Below are 14190 nucleotides of genomic sequence, written 5' to 3' on the forward strand. Positions count from 1 at the left end.
CCTATGGTTAATTTTGGGTTTAACGGATGGTTTCGCGCGTGAACCGCGTGGCGCACTTTGCTGCGGCGACCGCTCTCGCCTCCAGCCTGGCCTATCTGCTGGCCGGGCCGGCCTATGCCCAGAATCGGGTGGCCGGCTCGAAGCCTGCGCCCGCCGCTGCCGCCGCCAAGCCGCAGGACCGGATGGTCGTCGATGCGCGCGAGCTCGTCTACGACAACGACAAGAAGACGGTCGCAGCCGTCGGCGACGTTCAGATTCTCTATCAGGGTCGGACGATCGAGGCCGATCGCGTCATCTACGACCAGGCCAACAAGCGGGTCACCGCCATCGGCAACGCCCGCATCACCGAGACCAACGGCACCGTCATCACCGGCGACAGGTTCAACCTGACCGATGACTTCCGCGACGGCTTCATCGATTCCCTGCGCGTCGTGAACCCGGACCGCACGCGCTTTTCCGCTCCGCGCGCGGAGCGGACCGACGGCGAAACTTTCATCTTCGAGAAGGGCATCTACACCGCCTGCGAGCCCTGCAAGGACAACCCCGAAAAGCCGCCGCTATGGCAGGTTCGGGCGGCCAGGATCATCCACAAGAAATCCGAGCAGACGGTTTACTACGAGGACGCCCGGCTGGAATTCGCCGGCATCCCGATGGCCTACATGCCGTACATGTCGGGCCCGGACTCGACGGTAAAGCGGAAATCCGGCTTCCTGTCGCCGAAGTTTATCAACACCTCCGCCCTCGGCTTCGGTGTCGGCCTGCCGTATTTCCTCAATCTGGCGCCGAACTACGACCTGACGCTGACCCCGACCTTCCTCACCCGCCAGGGCGTACTCGGGCAGGCGGAGTGGCGGCATCGTCTGGTCAACGGCTCCTATACCATCCGCGCATCCGGCATCTTTCAGCAGGATCAGGAAGCCTTCCTCGCGAGTCCGCTCGGCCCGCGTGACAAGGAGTTCCGCGGTTCGGTCGAAACGAACGGCAAGTTCTACATCAATCAGAACTGGTCGTTCGGCTGGAACGCCGCGATGTCGACGGACCGCTGGTTCTACAAGAACTACCGGATCAAGAACGAGGCCTTCAGCACCACGACCTATCTGCAGGAATCGATCTCGACGGCCTATCTGAACGGCCAGAGCGCAACCGCCTGGTTCGATCTGCGCGGCTACTATTTCCAGCCGCTGAACTACCAGGACTGGCAGAAGCAGCAGCCGATGGTGCTGCCTGTGCTGGACTACGACAAGCGGGTCCACAAGCCGTCCTTCCTCGGCGGCGAGCTGGAATTCACTGTCAACGTCACCAGCCTGAATCGCGACACTGCCGCGTTCACGCAATTGCCGCAGCAGAAGACCTACCTGATCACGACGCCGAGCTATTCGCTCTATGACGGCTGTGCGGTGTACCAGAAGAGCACCTGCCTGGTGCGTGGCCTCGCCGGCAATGTCTCGCGCGCGACGGCCGAGGTTTCCTGGCGGCGCAACTTCATCGATCCGCTCGGACAGATGTGGACGCCCTACGCCTCGGTTCGCGCGGACATCTTCTCGGTCAACCCCGACACCAGCAGCGTGATCAACTCGCGCGTCTCGACGATCGCGGATACCTCCGACGAGGTCTTCGGCCGGGTGATGCCGGCCATCGGCCTCATGTACCGCTATCCCTTCGTCGCCAAGACCGACTGGGGCACCCATATCATCGAGCCGGTCGCGCAGATCGTGGCGCGGCCGAACGAGACGCACAGCGTGCGTCTCGCCAACGAGGACGCTCAGAGCCTCGTCTTCGACGCCACGAACCTGTTCGAATGGAGCGGCAAATTCTCAGGCTATGACCGCGTCGAGGGCGGCACCCGCGCCAATGTCGGCGCGCTCTATACCGGCCGGTTCGGCAAGGAGGCTTTCGCCAATCTCCTCGTCGGCCAGTCCTTCCAGCTCGGTGGACGCAACTCCTTTGCCAGCGGCGACCTCGTCAATACCGGCCTCAACTCCGGCCTCGACACGAACAGCTCTGACATCGTCACCCGTGCGCAGCTTTCGCCGTTCAAGGGCTTCTTCCTGACCGGGGCCGCGCGCCTGAATTCGACGACCTTCGAAGCGCAGCGGATCGACGCCGCCGCGACCTATGCGAACAGCGTGATCACGGCCTCGGTCGGCTATGGTCGCTACGAGCCGCAGCCCGAACTCGGCATCTCGCGCCGGCGTGAGGGCCTGTCGCTCAACGGTTCGCTGCGCATTGCCGACAACTGGCGTCTCCGGGCCGGCGTGCTGTTCGATCTCGACAAGTACAAATACGACCGCGAGCGCTATCGCGACGCCTATGCGGCCTATCTGGCGGCTCCGTCGGTCGCGGCTGTACCGGTCTATCCCAACACGGGACCGTTCCAGACTGCCTCGACCTCGCTCGGTGTCAACTATACCGACGAGTGCACGATTTTCGACATCAGCTATTCGCAAAGCAATGCCGACCGGCAGTCGGGCGCGACCAAGGATACCCGCACGGTCATGTTCCGTCTCGAGCTGCGCACACTGGGCGAGCTCGCCTATTCGCAGAATCTCAACAGCTCATCGGCTGACGGCGTCAGTCAGTGACGATATCCGGGCCGCCGAGGCGGCCCGTTTCCTCTTCGACGCGGAGTTCCGCCTTGCCGCCATTGCCGCTTGCGCTGACACAGGGCGATCCGGCAGGCATCGGGCCGGAGCTTGCCCTGCGGGCCTGGCTTGAGCGCCGGGAGCGCAAGCTGCCGGCCTTCGCCTGCGTTGCCAGCCCCGACGATCTCGCCGGATTGGCGAAGCGGTTGGGTTGGCATGTCCCGGTGCGCGTCTGCGGCTGGGATGATGCCGGGGAAGCTTTTCCGGAAGCCTTGCCGGTCATCGCGCTCACGGCTACCGCCACGGCGGAACCCGGTCGGCCCAACCCAGCGACAGCGCCGGCCACCATCGCTTCGATCGACATGGCAGTCGCCGCAGTGCGGACCGGCGAGGCCGCTGCTGTGGTGACCAACCCGATCGCCAAATCGGTGCTCTATCAGGCCGGTTTCCGGCATCCCGGCCATACCGAATACCTTGCCCATCTTTCAGCGGATGGCGGAAGCGAGCCACGACCGGTGATGATGCTCTGGTGCGAAGAGCTTGCGGTCGTGCCGGTGACGATACATGAGCCGCTGCGCCGCGTAGCAGAGCTCCTGACGACCGAGCTCATCGTGGACACCGCACGTATCGTCGCGGCGGAGCTGAAAGCCCGCTTCGGCATCGCCGCGCCGCGCCTCGCCTTCAGCGGCCTCAACCCCCATGCCGGCGAGAACGGCGCGATGGGGAGCGAGGACATGGCGGTCATCGCGCCCGCCATCGCCGCGCTTCAGGGGGAAGGCATCGATGCGCGCGGTCCCTATCCGGCGGACACGATGTTCCACGCCCGGGCGCGGGCTGGATACGACGTGGCCCTGGCGATGTATCACGATCAGGCGCTGATCCCGATCAAGACGATCGCCTTTGACGAAGGCGTCAACGTCACGCTCGGCCTGCCCTTCATTCGGACTTCTCCCGACCATGGCACCGCCTTCGACATCGCAGGCAAGGGCATCGCGCGGCCCGACAGCCTCTGTGCCGCGCTGAAGCTTGCCGCGCGCATGGCCGAAGGGCCGATGCAGGTGACCGCATCATGAGTCAAATCGACGATCTGCCGCCGTTGCGCGAGGTGGTCGAGCGCCATGGCCTGATGGCGCAGAAGGCGCTCGGACAGAATTTTCTGTTCGACCTCAACCTGACGGGCCGCATCGCAAGAGCGGCTGGGCCACTCGACGACGAGACCGTGGTGGAGATCGGACCGGGCCCCGGCGGGTTGACGCGCGCTCTGCTCGCCAACGGAGCGAGACGGGTGATCGCGATCGAGCGCGACCGGCGCTGCCTGCCGGCGCTGGCCGAGATCGCGGCACGCTATCCGGGTCGGTTGGAGGTCATCGACGGCGATGCGCTCGCCGTCGATCTGTCGCCCCATCTCAAGGGCGAGCACGCGAAAATCGTCGCCAACCTGCCCTACAATATCGGTACGCCGCTGCTGGTCGGCTGGCTCAGCCTCGAGCCCTGGCCGTCCTGGTGGAGCTCATTGACACTGATGTTCCAGCGCGAGGTGGCCGAGCGGATCGTCGCGACGCCGGAACAACGCGCGGATTACGGCCGGCTCGCCGTGCTGTCGAACTGGCGCTGCGAGACGAAGATCCTGTTCGATGTGCCGCGCAACGCCTTCGTGCCGCCACCGAAGATCACCTCCTCGATCGTCCAGCTCGTTCCGCGCGAGCGGCCGGAGCCCTGCGACCGACGCCTGCTCGAGCGGGTCACGCTCGCGGCCTTCGGACAGCGGCGCAAGATGCTGCGGCAGAGCCTGAAGGCGGTGCTGTCGGATCCCGCGCCGATCATCGCCGCCGCCGGCCTCTCCGAGACGGCGCGCGCCGAAGAAATCCCGGTTTCCGGCTTCGTTGCCCTGGCCAACGCGCTCGGTGCCCGGCTCTAGAGCACGCGCGGCCCGGATTGCGAGGCAATCTGGGCGGATCACGCCTTCTCTATCGATAGCTTAAGCCGGGCTCGATCCGCCGGCTCCACGATCGTCAGGGCATCGCCTCGTCGAGCAGTGTCTCGACGAAATCGGCAAGGCCGATCGCCCGGCTGCGCTTCAGCCGCTCGGCGGTGAGGATGGCCTTGATCGAGTCGTAGGCGTCGTTCAAATCGTCGTTGACGATGACGTAGTCGTACTTCTCCCAGCGCGCGATCTCGGAACGAGCGTTTGCGAGTCGCTTGGCGATGACCTCCTGAGCGTCCTCGGCGCGGCGTACCAGCCGCGAGCGCAACTCCGCCATCGAGGGCGGCAGGATGAAGATCGTCACGACATCCTCGCGCGCCTTCTCGACGATCTGCATCGTGCCCTGCCAATCGATGTCGAACAGCACGTCACGCCCGCGCGCCAGCGCCGCCTCGACCGGCTTGCGTGGCGTACCGTAGCAATTGCCGTGGACCTCGGCCCATTCGAGCAGATCGTCATGGTCGCGCAGCGCCTCGAAGGTGTCTCGGTCGATGAAGCGGTAATGCACGCTATCGATCTCCGAGGGCCGGCGCTCCCGCGTCGTCACCGAGACGGAAAGGTCGATATTGGTTTCGCGCTGGCAGAGATTGCGCGTCAGCGTCGACTTGCCGGCGCCTGACGGCGAAGACAGGATCAGCATCAGGCCGCGCCGGGCCGGACGGGTCGTTTCGGCCATCACGGCTCACTCCACGTTCTGAACTTGCTCGCGCAACTGATCGACCACGGTGCGCAGTTCGAGGCCGATGCGCGACAGGCCGGGATCATTGGCTTTGGCGCAGAGCGTCGAGGCCTCGCGGCCGAACTCCTGGGCGAGGAAATCGAGCTTGCGGCCGATCGGGCCGCCTTTGGCGAGGAGTTCGCGCAGCGCGCCCACATGGGCCTGCAGCCGGTCGATCTCCTCGCGGATATCGGCGCGCACTGCAAGCAGCGCCGCCTCCTGGTGCAGGCGCTGCGGATCGAAGCCGCTATTGGCGCCGAGCAGGGTCTCGACCTGCGCGGCGATGCGCGCCCGGATGGCCTCGCTGCTGCGCGCCGGATGCTGCTCAGCTTCGCCGGCAAGCCGCGCGATGGTTTCGAGGTGGCCGAGAAGGATCGCCGCCAAAGCGCGCCCCTCGGCGGAACGGGCCTCCCTCAGAGCGAGAGCCGCAGCCTCCAGGCCGGCGAGCGCCGGGGCCTCGACGGCCCCCAGGATATCCTGCGCTTCGTCGGCGAATTCGACGACCCCGCGAATGCCCAGCAAGCCGTCATAGGATGGCGGGTTGATCCCCGCCGCTGGCGGCAGCCGCTCGACCGCCTGCAGCAAGGCAACGAGAACGGCCTCGTTGATGCGCGGACGCGGCGGGCCAGCGTCGCTGGTGACGGCCAGATTGACGTGCAACGTGCCACGGGCGAACGCGCCGGCCAGATGCTTGCGCGCAGCTTCCGCGAGCGCCTCGAAGCCGGGCGGTACCCGGACGCGCAGATCGAGCCCGCGCCCGTTGACGCTGCGGATCTCCCACGCCCAGCCATGGATGCCGGCGGTCCCCGCGGCGCGGGCGAAGCCCGTCATGCTTTCGATGGCCATGGCCCTGCCGCTCCTGTTGTGATGCGGCGGGACCGTAGTGGCGCGCTCCGGCCGCGGCAAGCGCCGGAACATCGGAAAATGGGGATGACCCGCGCGATAATGGGCAGCTCAGGGCTTGAGCTGCGGAACCTGCTTGGGCGAGTTCAGATCGAACGTCTTGTTGAGCAGCGGATCGCGCGGCGTGCCCTCGGAGGCGTCGAAGGCGCGGGCGCGGGTGCCGGCCACAGCGCCGGCGCCCGCCGGCTGGGCCACGGGCAGGCCGGCATTGTCGGCGCCAGGCTGGGTCGATGCCGGAGCTTCGGTCCGGTTGTCGGGGCCTGCCGGAGGTTCGATCTTGTCGACCACGTCGCCCGAGGGCTTTCCGCCCTGCTGCTGGCTGCGCGTCGTCTCGATCTGGCGCCAACGACCGACATTGCGGTTGTGCTGATCGAGCGTCTCGGCGAAGGCATGACCGCCGCTGCCATCGGCGACGAAGTAGAGTTCCTTCGTCCGCGAATGATTGACCACGGCCTCCATCGCAGCGCGCCCGGGATTGGCGATCGGCCCCGGGGGTAGTCCGGTGATGACATAGGTGTTGTAAGGCGTCGCCTGCGTGATCTCGTTGCGCTGGATCGGCCGGCCGAGCGTGCCCTTGCCGCCGACGAGGCCGTAGACGATCGTCGGATCGGACTGCAGCTTCATCTTCTGGTTCAGGCGGTTGATGAAGACGCCGGCAACGCGCGGACGCTCATCGGCGCGGCCGGTCTCCTTCTCGACGATCGAGGCGAGAATCACGAGTTCCTGCGGCGTCTTGATCGGCAGGTCGGCAGGGCGACGCTCCCAGATTCGCGCAAGGATCACGCGCTGATCGCGCGCCATGCGGTCGATGATCGCCTGCCGCGAGAAGCCACGCGGGAACCGATATGTGTCCGGCAGGATCGAGCCTTCCTTTGGCGCCTGGGCGATCTCGCCGGTCAAAAGCTCATTGTTGCGCAGACGCTCGACGATCTGCTCGCTCGTCAGCCCTTCCGGAACGGTGATCGAATGCTCGACCACCTTGCCGCTGGAGATGATGTCGAGAATCTCCTTCGGGCTCACGCGCGCCTTGAACAGGTACTCGCCGGCCTGAAGCTTGTGCCAATCGCCGCCGACGATCGCCGCGATGCGGAAGCTCAGCGGGTGCTCGATCAACCCCTCGCGCTGCAGCAGCTCCGCGATCTCGGTCAGCCCGCTTTCCTTCGGGATGATGAGGACGCGGTCACCCGCAAGCGGACCTGGCGACTTGCTCTGGCTGGAGACAACGGCGATGCCTGCGCCGACGACGCCGGCGCCGACTAGCGCGATCGTGAAAAGACCGCTCAGCATCGACAGGAAGGGACTGCGGCGACGGCGGCGCACCTTCGGCGGCGGCGCCGGGGGCGCTACGGGCTTGAGGGCCTCGCTCGGACTCTTCGGGGCGACGCGGGGCGTATCATTCACGATCAAGACGCTCGCAGGATGAAGTAGACTGTCTCGGCACGACCGAGCGCCGGAGGGATTCTGGCCCCAGGCGCATCAGGCTTTAAACCGCCATATTAGAACCGGTTTCCTCGTGGCTGTGAACGCGGAATCACGCGTTCGCCAACGCTGGCGCCAAACTCTACCCAACATTATGGCAAAACGGAGCTGACCCGCTGAGATCAGCTATCGGGATGGTAGCGCCGCAGGACCAGCGAGGCGTTGGTGCCGCCGAATCCGAACGAATTCGACAGGGCGTAATCGATCTCGCGCTTGCGCGCGACATGCGGGACGAGATCGATATCCGTCTCGACGGAGGGGTTGTCGAGATTGATGGTCGGCGGCGCGATCTGATCGCGGATCGCCAGCACGGTAAAGATCGCCTCGATCGCTCCGGCCGCGCCGAGCAGATGGCCCGTCGCCGACTTGGTCGAGGACATCGAAGGCCGCTTCGGCGCGTTGGCAAGCAGGCGCTCGACGGCGCGCAGCTCGATTTCGTCGCCGAGAGGCGTCGAGGTGCCATGGGCGTTGATATAGTCGAGATCAGCCGCCGCGATGCCGGCCCGTCCGAGCGCGGCCTGCATGCAGCGATAGGCGCCATCGCCGTCCTCGGCCGGCGAGGTGATGTGGTAGGCGTCGCCGGACATGCCGTAGCCGACAACCTCGGCATAGATCTTCGCGCCACGGCCCAGCGCGTGCTCGAGTTCCTCGAGCACGACGACGCCGGCGCCCTCGCCCATGACGAAGCCGTCGCGGTCCTTGTCGTAGGGACGCGACGCCTTCTCGGGCGTATCATTGAAACCGGTGGACAGCGCCCGGCAGGCGCAGAAACCGGCGATACCGATGCGGTTGACGGCAGATTCGGCGCCGCCCGCAACCATGACATCCGCATCGCCCAGCGCGATCATGCGCGAGGCGTCGCCGATGGCATGCGCACCGGTCGAGCAGGCCGTCACGGCCGCGTGGTTCGGACCTTTGAGCCCGTGCTCGATCGAGACATAGCCGGCGGCGAGATTGATCAGGCGCCCGGGGATGAAGAAGGGCGAGAGCCGGCGCGGCCCGCGCTCCTTCAGCAGCAGGGAGGCCTCGTAGATGCCTCCGAGCCCGCCGATGCCGGAGCCGATGGCGACACCGGTCCGGATCTGGTCCTCGTAGCTTTCAGGCTTCCAGCCCGCGTCCTGCAGCGCCTGCGTGGCGGCGGCCATCGCAAAGACGATGAACTCGTCGACCTTGCGCTGTTCCTTCGGCTCCATCCAGGCGTCGGGGTCGAAGGTCCCGTCGCTACCGTCACCCCGCGGGATGCTGCAGGCAATCTGCGCCGGCAGGTCGCTGGCGTCGAAGCTGGTGATGGGGCCGGCGCCGCTGGCACCGGCCAGGAGACGCGCCCAGGTCGGCTCGACGCCGCAAGCGAGCGGCGTCACCATGCCGAGCCCGGTCACGACCACGCGCCGCATCGGAAAACTGCGAGAAGCCATGATGCCTTCTGTGTCGATCAGCCTGGGAGGCCGATCACGCGCTCTTCGCCGAGAGGAACTTCACGGCATCGCCGACCGTCACGATCGTCTCGGCCGCATCGTCCGGGATCTCGACGCCGAACTCTTCCTCGAAGGCCATCACGAGCTCGACGGTGTCGAGGCTGTCCGCACCCAGGTCCTCGATGAAGTTGGCGCCATCGACAACCTTCTCGGGCTCGACGCCGAGGTGCTCGACCACGATCTTCTTCACGCGCTCGGCGACATCGCTCATGAGTCTCTTCCTTAGAAACTGAAAACGCATCGCAGAGCGCGACGCGCGTTATGGACTTTCATTCCGAGCCGCCGCGCCATCGTGACGATGCCCGCGACCCGGAAAGCTCGAAGCCTGCACAAACGCAACAACCGAGGTTTCGTCAAGTCCCCTCGGCTCGCTCGCCAGCAGCGCGACGGCGCTAGTTAACATAACCTTTCAAGGCTGGCGAGAGCGCCGCAACGTTATCAAAACCAATCTAGAAATGGCGCTAACGCCCCTAGATCATTGCCATTCCGCCGTTCACATGAAGCGTCTGGCCGGTGACGTAGCCGGCCTCCGTGCTGGCGAGGAAGGCGACGGCGGCGGCAATGTCCGCGCCCGCACCCAGCCGGCCCATCGGCACGTCAGAGAGAATGCTCTCGCGCTGCTTCTCGTTCAGAGCCTGCGTCATCGGCGACTCGATGAAGCCGGGAGCGACCACGTTGACCGTGATATTCCGGCTCGCAACCTCGGCAGCGAGCGCCTTCGACATGCCGATCAGGCCGGCCTTGGCGGCAGCGTAGTTGCCCTGCCCCGGATTGCCCGTAGTGCCGACGACGGAGCCGATCGAGACGATTCGGCCGTAGCGCTTGCGCATCATCGACTTCACGGCCGCGCGCGACAGGCGGAAGGCGGCCGTCAGGTTGACGGCGAGAACGCTGTCCCAGTCCTCGTCCTTCAGGCGCAGGAACAGGTTGTCGCGGGTGATGCCGGCATTATTGACGAGGATGTCGAGCCCGCCCAGCTTCTCCTCGGCCGTCGGCACCAGCGCCTCGACCGAATCCTTGTCGGAGAGGTTGCAAGGCGCCACGACGACGCGCTCGCCGAGCTCGGCCGCCAGGGCCTCCAGCGCCTCGGCGCGTGTGCCGGAGATCGCGACGCTCGCACCCTGCGCATGGAGGGTCCGTGCGATGGCTCCGCCGAGGCCGCCGGTGGCACCGGTGACCAGGGCCTTGCGGCCGGTCAGATCAAACATGTTCGCTCCCTTTTCGGCGTTCTGCCGTTCTTGCCCGCGCCGTCAGGCGCCGCGGGCCTTGTAGGCGGCAATATCCTCTGCCGTACCGATCGACACCGGCGACGAGCCGGCGACGATACGCTTCACCAGGCCGGCAAGCACCTTGCCGCTGCCGAGTTCGACGAAATCGGTGACGCCCGCGGCAGCCATGGCCTGCACGCATTCGCGCCAGCGCACGGTGCCGGTGACCTGCGCCACCAGCGAATCCCGGATCGCTTCCGGAGCACTGAGCGGCGCGGCGCCGACATTGGCCATCACCGGCACGACCGGGGCCTGCATCGACACCTTAACCAACGCCTCGCGCATCGCATCGGCAGCCGGCTGCATCAGGGCGCAATGGAACGGAGCGGAGACCGGCAGCAGCATGGCACGCTTCACACCACGCTCGCCCGCGAGCGCGATCGCCCGCTCGATTGCCGCCTTGGCGCCAGACAGGACGACCTGGCCGCCGCCATTATCGTTCGCTGCCTCGCAAACTTCGCCCTGAGCGGCATCGGCCGCGATTGCGCGGGCCTGGTCCAACTCGGCACCGAGAAGGGCTGCCATCGCGCCCTGCCCGACCGGAACCGCCTTCTGCATGGCATCGCCGCGGATGCGCAGCAGCCGGGCGGCGTCCGCTATGGAGAAGGTGCCGGCGGCGGCGAGCGCCGAATACTCGCCGAGCGAATGGCCGGCAACGAAAGCGGCGTCGCGCTTCAGATCGAGCCCGGCCTCGGCCTCGAGCACGCGCACCACCGCCAGGCTGACGGCCATCAGCGCCGGCTGGGCATTGGCGGTCAGGGTCAATTCCTCAGAGGGGCCGTCCCACATCACAGCCGATAGCTTCTGCGACAGCGCCGCATCGACCTCGTCGAAGACCGACTTCGCGGCGGGAAAGTTTTCGGCCAGGCTCTTGCCCATGCCGACCGCCTGCGAGCCCTGGCCCGGAAAGATGAACGCTGTGGTCATGCTGTGAAACGCCCCGGTCTTCACCAATGGTCTTATATGACGCGGCTGTCACATCGGTTCCGCCGCCAAGTCAAGCGCGGAGGCCAAGTTTTCCGCATATGCCCGGCACTTCGGGCCAGATTCCGATTGCCATGACGCCCCGAACGCTGTAACGACCGCCTCCTGCTTGTTCGGCCGGAGGCTGAACGGATGGCGCTTGGCCGCTACGGTCTGCGCAGGCTCCGATGGAGTCGTCATCCCGTGTCTCCGCCTTCGAAGAAATCCTGTCGGGCCTTATCCAGGGCTCGGAGGGCTCCGCGCCGAGCGAAGCAGGGTGAAACAAGGAAGGCCACATATGGCATTGTACGAGCATGTGCTGCTCGCGCGGCAGGATGTCAGCGCGCAGCAGGTCGAAGCTCTTGTCGAGCAGTTCAAGGGCGTGATCGAAGCGAATGGCGGCGCCATCCGCAAGGTCGAGTACTGGGGCGTCAAGTCCCTCGGCTATCGCATCAAGAAGAACCGCAAGGCTCACTACACGCTGCTGAACATCGAGGCTCCCTCCGCCGCCGTGCTGGAGATGGAGCGCCAGATGCGCATCAACGAGGACATCCTGCGCTTCATGACCGTCAAGGTCGACGAGTTGGAGGAAGGCCCGTCGGCCATGCTCCAGAAGCGTGACCGCGAGGACCGTCCGGAGCGTGGCGGCGATCGTTTCGAGCGCGGCCCGCGCCGTGATCGTCCGCGTCGTGAAGACGAAGCGACCGAAACCGTCGAAGCGGAGGCCTGAGAATGTCGACTGCATCCGCTGGCGCCCGTCGCCCCTTCTTCCGCCGCCGCAAGTCCTGCCCGTTCTCGGGCGAAGGCGCCCCGAAGATCGACTACAAGGACGTGCGTCTGCTCTCGCGCTACATCTCCGAGCGCGGCAAGATCGTTCCGTCCCGCATCACGGCGGTCTCCGCCAAGAAGCAGCGCGAGCTCGCCCAGGCGATCAAGCGCGCCCGCTTCCTCGGCCTGCTGCCCTACGTCATCCGCTGAGCCGTTCACCCGGTTCCGGATACCGATAATTCCCGGAGGCGCCTCCCGCGCCTCCGGTTCTCGCTTTCAAGATCAACCAGTCGCCTGGCGGTGAAACTCCACCGGGTTCGTTGAGGCCCGAGCGCCTCTCACCCTGCCGAGCCGGAAGGCTTGCGAGCAGCGGGACAGCAGGACGGACGCATGATTCCGATTGTCGGCATCGGCGCGGGCCTCGTTTCGGCCCTGCTTTTTTCAGTGGTGATCACCGGATCGCCGCTGGCGGCGTTGCTGTATTCAGCCGCCCCCCTCCCGATCTTCATCGCTTCGCTCGGCTGGAACCACCGTTCCGGACTGTTCGCCACGGCTGCCGGCGCGCTCGCCGTCGCAGTCGCGCTCGCACCGACGGGCGGCATCGCCTTCGCCCTGATCATCGGCCTGCCGGCCTGGTGGATCGCCTATCTCGCCTTGCTCGCCCGCGGCGACGCCCAGGGCGGGGTCGAGTGGTATCCCCTCGGCAACCTGCTGCTCTGGATCGCCGCCACCGCCGCGATCGCCACCGTCGGCAGCGCGCTCGTGATGACCACCGACTACGAGACCTATCGGTCGGTCATCGCGCGGATGATCGAGAACCTGCTGAACGAGATGGTGCGCGGAAAGATTGTCGCGCTGCCCGCCGACATCCAGGTGAAGGAGCTCGCGCAAAGCCTCGCGCCGGCCGTGCCGCTCGGCATCGGCGCCTCCTTCGTCACCACCATCACCGCCAATCTCTGGCTCGCGGCGCGCACCGTGAAGATGTCCCACCGGCTGCCGCGTCCCTGGCCCTTCATTCCGTCGGCCTCCCTGCCGCGCCAGGCGCTGCTGCTCCTGGCCGGCGCTGCCGTGGTTGCGGCGATGGGCGGCTTCATCGGTGTCGCCGCGACCGCCCTGGTCGGCGCGCTGTTCGCCGCCTTCATGTTCAGCGGGCTTTGCCTGCTGCACGACATCTCGCGCGGCCGCCCCTGGCGGCTGCCGATGCTGGTCTCGGTCTATGTCGCGCTCATCGTGATGCAGGCCGTGCTGACGCCGCTGCTCGCGCTCGTCGGCCTCGTCGATACGCTTTTCGGCCTGCGCAGACGGGCCGCGCTGCCGCCTCCGCCTACCCGTTCCTGAAACCCAGACTTAAGACATCAAGGAGAAGACCCATGGAAGTGATCCTGCTCGAGCGCGTCGCCAAGCTTGGCCAGATGGGCGACGTCGTCCGCGTCCGCGACGGCTTCGGCCGCAACTACCTGCTCGCCCGCGGCAAGGCGCTGCGCGCCACCGAGGACAACAAGAAGCGCTTCGAGAGCCAGAAGCTCGAGCTCGAGACCCGCAACCTCGAGCTCAAGTCGGAGGCCGATTCGGTCGCCGAGCGCCTGAACGGCCAGAGCGTTACCATCCTGCGCCAGTCCGGCGAGTCCGGCGTGCTCTACGGTTCGGTCTCGACCCGTGACATCGCCGAGGCGCTGACCAAGGACGGCTTCCACGTCTCGCGCGGCCAGGTGACGCTGAACACCCCGATCAAGACGCTGGGCCTGCACACTGTCCCGGTCGTGCTGCACCCGGAAGTCGCGGTCACGATCACCGTCAACGTCGCCCGCTCGGCTCAGGAAGCCGACCGTCAGGCCGCCGGCGAGAACGTCACCGCCCGCGAGGAGTTCGATCTCGACGATCTCGGCCTCGAGGTCGGCGCGGCGCTGGCCGAGGCCGGCGACGACGACCGCTGAGCCAAATCGCCTCCGGGCTGAGTCAAGGGCGCCGTGGCAACACGGCGCCTTTTTCGTTCTGTGGCCTGTGCAAAGGCGTGGATCGCGCAGCGTCCTACTGGCAGGAGCTGTCGGGG

Annotated in this window: 14 protein-coding genes; 7 read left to right on the forward strand and 7 right to left on the reverse strand. The window is 66.5% G+C overall.

The features are described from left to right. The first annotated feature begins 38 nt into the window (after positions 1 to 38). The 3 genes from AB4Z10_RS11740 to rsmA are packed head-to-tail and all read left to right on the forward strand — an operon-like array spanning position 39 to position 4500. Entirely contained in the window at positions 39 to 2582 is a 2544-nt protein-coding gene (locus AB4Z10_RS11740; RefSeq protein WP_441470583.1) for an LPS-assembly protein LptD, read from the forward strand. A 53-nt stretch (positions 2583 to 2635) separates the two neighbouring features. Next, the gene (gene pdxA / locus AB4Z10_RS11745) at positions 2636 to 3655 is read left to right on the forward strand and encodes a 4-hydroxythreonine-4-phosphate dehydrogenase PdxA (RefSeq protein WP_441470584.1); all 1020 of its coding nucleotides are present in this window, start codon (positions 2636 to 2638) and stop codon (positions 3653 to 3655) included. Then, positions 3652 to 4500 (forward strand): 16S rRNA (adenine(1518)-N(6)/adenine(1519)-N(6))-dimethyltransferase RsmA, encoded by an 849-nt coding sequence (rsmA, locus tag AB4Z10_RS11750; RefSeq protein ID WP_441470585.1) that lies wholly within the window; start codon positions 3652 to 3654, stop codon positions 4498 to 4500. The genes pdxA and rsmA overlap by 4 nt, the downstream gene beginning before the upstream one ends. A 94-nt stretch (positions 4501 to 4594) precedes the next feature. On the opposite strand, the gene gmk is transcribed toward rsmA, so the two are convergent. From gmk to fabD, 7 genes are all read right to left on the reverse strand, one after another. Then, entirely contained in the window at positions 4595 to 5242 is a 648-nt protein-coding gene (gene gmk / locus AB4Z10_RS11755) for a guanylate kinase (protein WP_441470586.1), read from the reverse strand. A 6-nt stretch (positions 5243 to 5248) separates the two neighbouring features. Beyond that, entirely contained in the window at positions 5249 to 6130 is an 882-nt protein-coding gene (locus AB4Z10_RS11760; RefSeq protein WP_441470587.1) for a YicC/YloC family endoribonuclease, read from the reverse strand. 108 nt (positions 6131 to 6238) lie between these two features. Further along, positions 6239 to 7588 (reverse strand): endolytic transglycosylase MltG, encoded by a 1350-nt coding sequence (gene mltG, locus AB4Z10_RS11765; RefSeq protein ID WP_441470588.1) that lies wholly within the window; start codon positions 7586 to 7588, stop codon positions 6239 to 6241. A gap of 200 nt (positions 7589 to 7788) precedes the next feature. Further along, positions 7789 to 9060 carry a beta-ketoacyl-ACP synthase II gene (gene fabF, locus AB4Z10_RS11770; RefSeq protein ID WP_441470746.1) on the reverse strand — a complete coding sequence of 424 codons (1272 nt, stop codon included), beginning with the start codon at positions 9058 to 9060 and terminating at the stop codon, positions 7789 to 7791. Positions 9061 to 9115: 55 nt separating this feature from the next. Continuing rightward, positions 9116 to 9352 carry an acyl carrier protein gene (locus tag AB4Z10_RS11775; RefSeq protein ID WP_149128804.1) on the reverse strand — a complete coding sequence of 79 codons (237 nt, stop codon included), beginning with the start codon at positions 9350 to 9352 and terminating at the stop codon, positions 9116 to 9118. Positions 9353 to 9611: 259 nt separating this feature from the next. Continuing rightward, a complete protein-coding gene (fabG, locus tag AB4Z10_RS11780) occupies positions 9612 to 10349 on the reverse strand; it encodes a 3-oxoacyl-[acyl-carrier-protein] reductase (protein ID WP_441470589.1) in 738 nt (245 codons plus the stop codon). Positions 10350 to 10391: 42 nt separating this feature from the next. Beyond that, positions 10392 to 11336: an ACP S-malonyltransferase gene (gene fabD, locus AB4Z10_RS11785; RefSeq protein WP_441470590.1), complete on the reverse strand. Its 945-nt coding sequence runs from the start codon at positions 11334 to 11336 to the stop codon at positions 10392 to 10394. Positions 11337 to 11670: 334 nt separating this feature from the next. Here fabD and rpsF point away from each other — a divergent pair, with 334 nt between their 5' ends. The 4 genes from rpsF (at position 11671) to rplI (ending at position 14074) form a co-directional block, all read left to right on the forward strand. After that, positions 11671 to 12102: a 30S ribosomal protein S6 gene (rpsF, locus tag AB4Z10_RS11790; RefSeq protein WP_441470591.1), complete on the forward strand. Its 432-nt coding sequence runs from the start codon at positions 11671 to 11673 to the stop codon at positions 12100 to 12102. A gap of 2 nt (positions 12103 to 12104) precedes the next feature. Continuing rightward, positions 12105 to 12350 carry a 30S ribosomal protein S18 gene (rpsR, locus tag AB4Z10_RS11795; RefSeq protein WP_038367644.1) on the forward strand — a complete coding sequence of 82 codons (246 nt, stop codon included), beginning with the start codon at positions 12105 to 12107 and terminating at the stop codon, positions 12348 to 12350. Between the two features lie 180 nt (positions 12351 to 12530). Then, entirely contained in the window at positions 12531 to 13478 is a 948-nt protein-coding gene (locus tag AB4Z10_RS11800; RefSeq protein ID WP_441470592.1) for a DUF2232 domain-containing protein, read from the forward strand. Between the two features lie 32 nt (positions 13479 to 13510). Continuing rightward, positions 13511 to 14074 carry a 50S ribosomal protein L9 gene (rplI, locus tag AB4Z10_RS11805; protein WP_441470593.1) on the forward strand — a complete coding sequence of 188 codons (564 nt, stop codon included), beginning with the start codon at positions 13511 to 13513 and terminating at the stop codon, positions 14072 to 14074. Positions 14075 to 14190: the final 116 nt, after the last annotated feature.

It is taken from the genome of Allobosea sp. RAF48 (assembly GCF_052114025.1).
GTDB lineage: Bacteria > Pseudomonadota > Alphaproteobacteria > Rhizobiales > Beijerinckiaceae > Allobosea.

Bases quoted from the DNA above. Each gene is read 5' to 3' on its own strand.
- rsmA (WP_441470585.1), top strand. From the start codon at position 3,652: ATGAGTCAAATCGACGATCTGCCGCCGTTGCGCGAGGTGGTCGAGCGC.
- gmk (WP_441470586.1), bottom strand. From the start codon at position 5,242: ATGGCCGAAACGACCCGTCCGGCCCGGCGCGGCCTGATGCTGATCCTG.
- AB4Z10_RS11760 (WP_441470587.1), bottom strand. From the start codon at position 6,130: ATGGCCATCGAAAGCATGACGGGCTTCGCCCGCGCCGCGGGGACCGCC.
- fabF (WP_441470746.1), bottom strand. From the start codon at position 9,060: ATGCGGCGCGTGGTCGTGACCGGGCTCGGCATGGTGACGCCGCTCGCT.
- AB4Z10_RS11775 (WP_149128804.1), bottom strand. From the start codon at position 9,352: ATGAGCGATGTCGCCGAGCGCGTGAAGAAGATCGTGGTCGAGCACCTC.
- fabG (WP_441470589.1), bottom strand. From the start codon at position 10,349: ATGTTTGATCTGACCGGCCGCAAGGCCCTGGTCACCGGTGCCACCGGC.
- fabD (WP_441470590.1), bottom strand. From the start codon at position 11,336: ATGACCACAGCGTTCATCTTTCCGGGCCAGGGCTCGCAGGCGGTCGGC.
- rpsF (WP_441470591.1), top strand. From the start codon at position 11,671: ATGGCATTGTACGAGCATGTGCTGCTCGCGCGGCAGGATGTCAGCGCG.
- rpsR (WP_038367644.1), top strand. From the start codon at position 12,105: ATGTCGACTGCATCCGCTGGCGCCCGTCGCCCCTTCTTCCGCCGCCGC.
- AB4Z10_RS11800 (WP_441470592.1), top strand. From the start codon at position 12,531: ATGATTCCGATTGTCGGCATCGGCGCGGGCCTCGTTTCGGCCCTGCTT.
- rplI (WP_441470593.1), top strand. From the start codon at position 13,511: ATGGAAGTGATCCTGCTCGAGCGCGTCGCCAAGCTTGGCCAGATGGGC.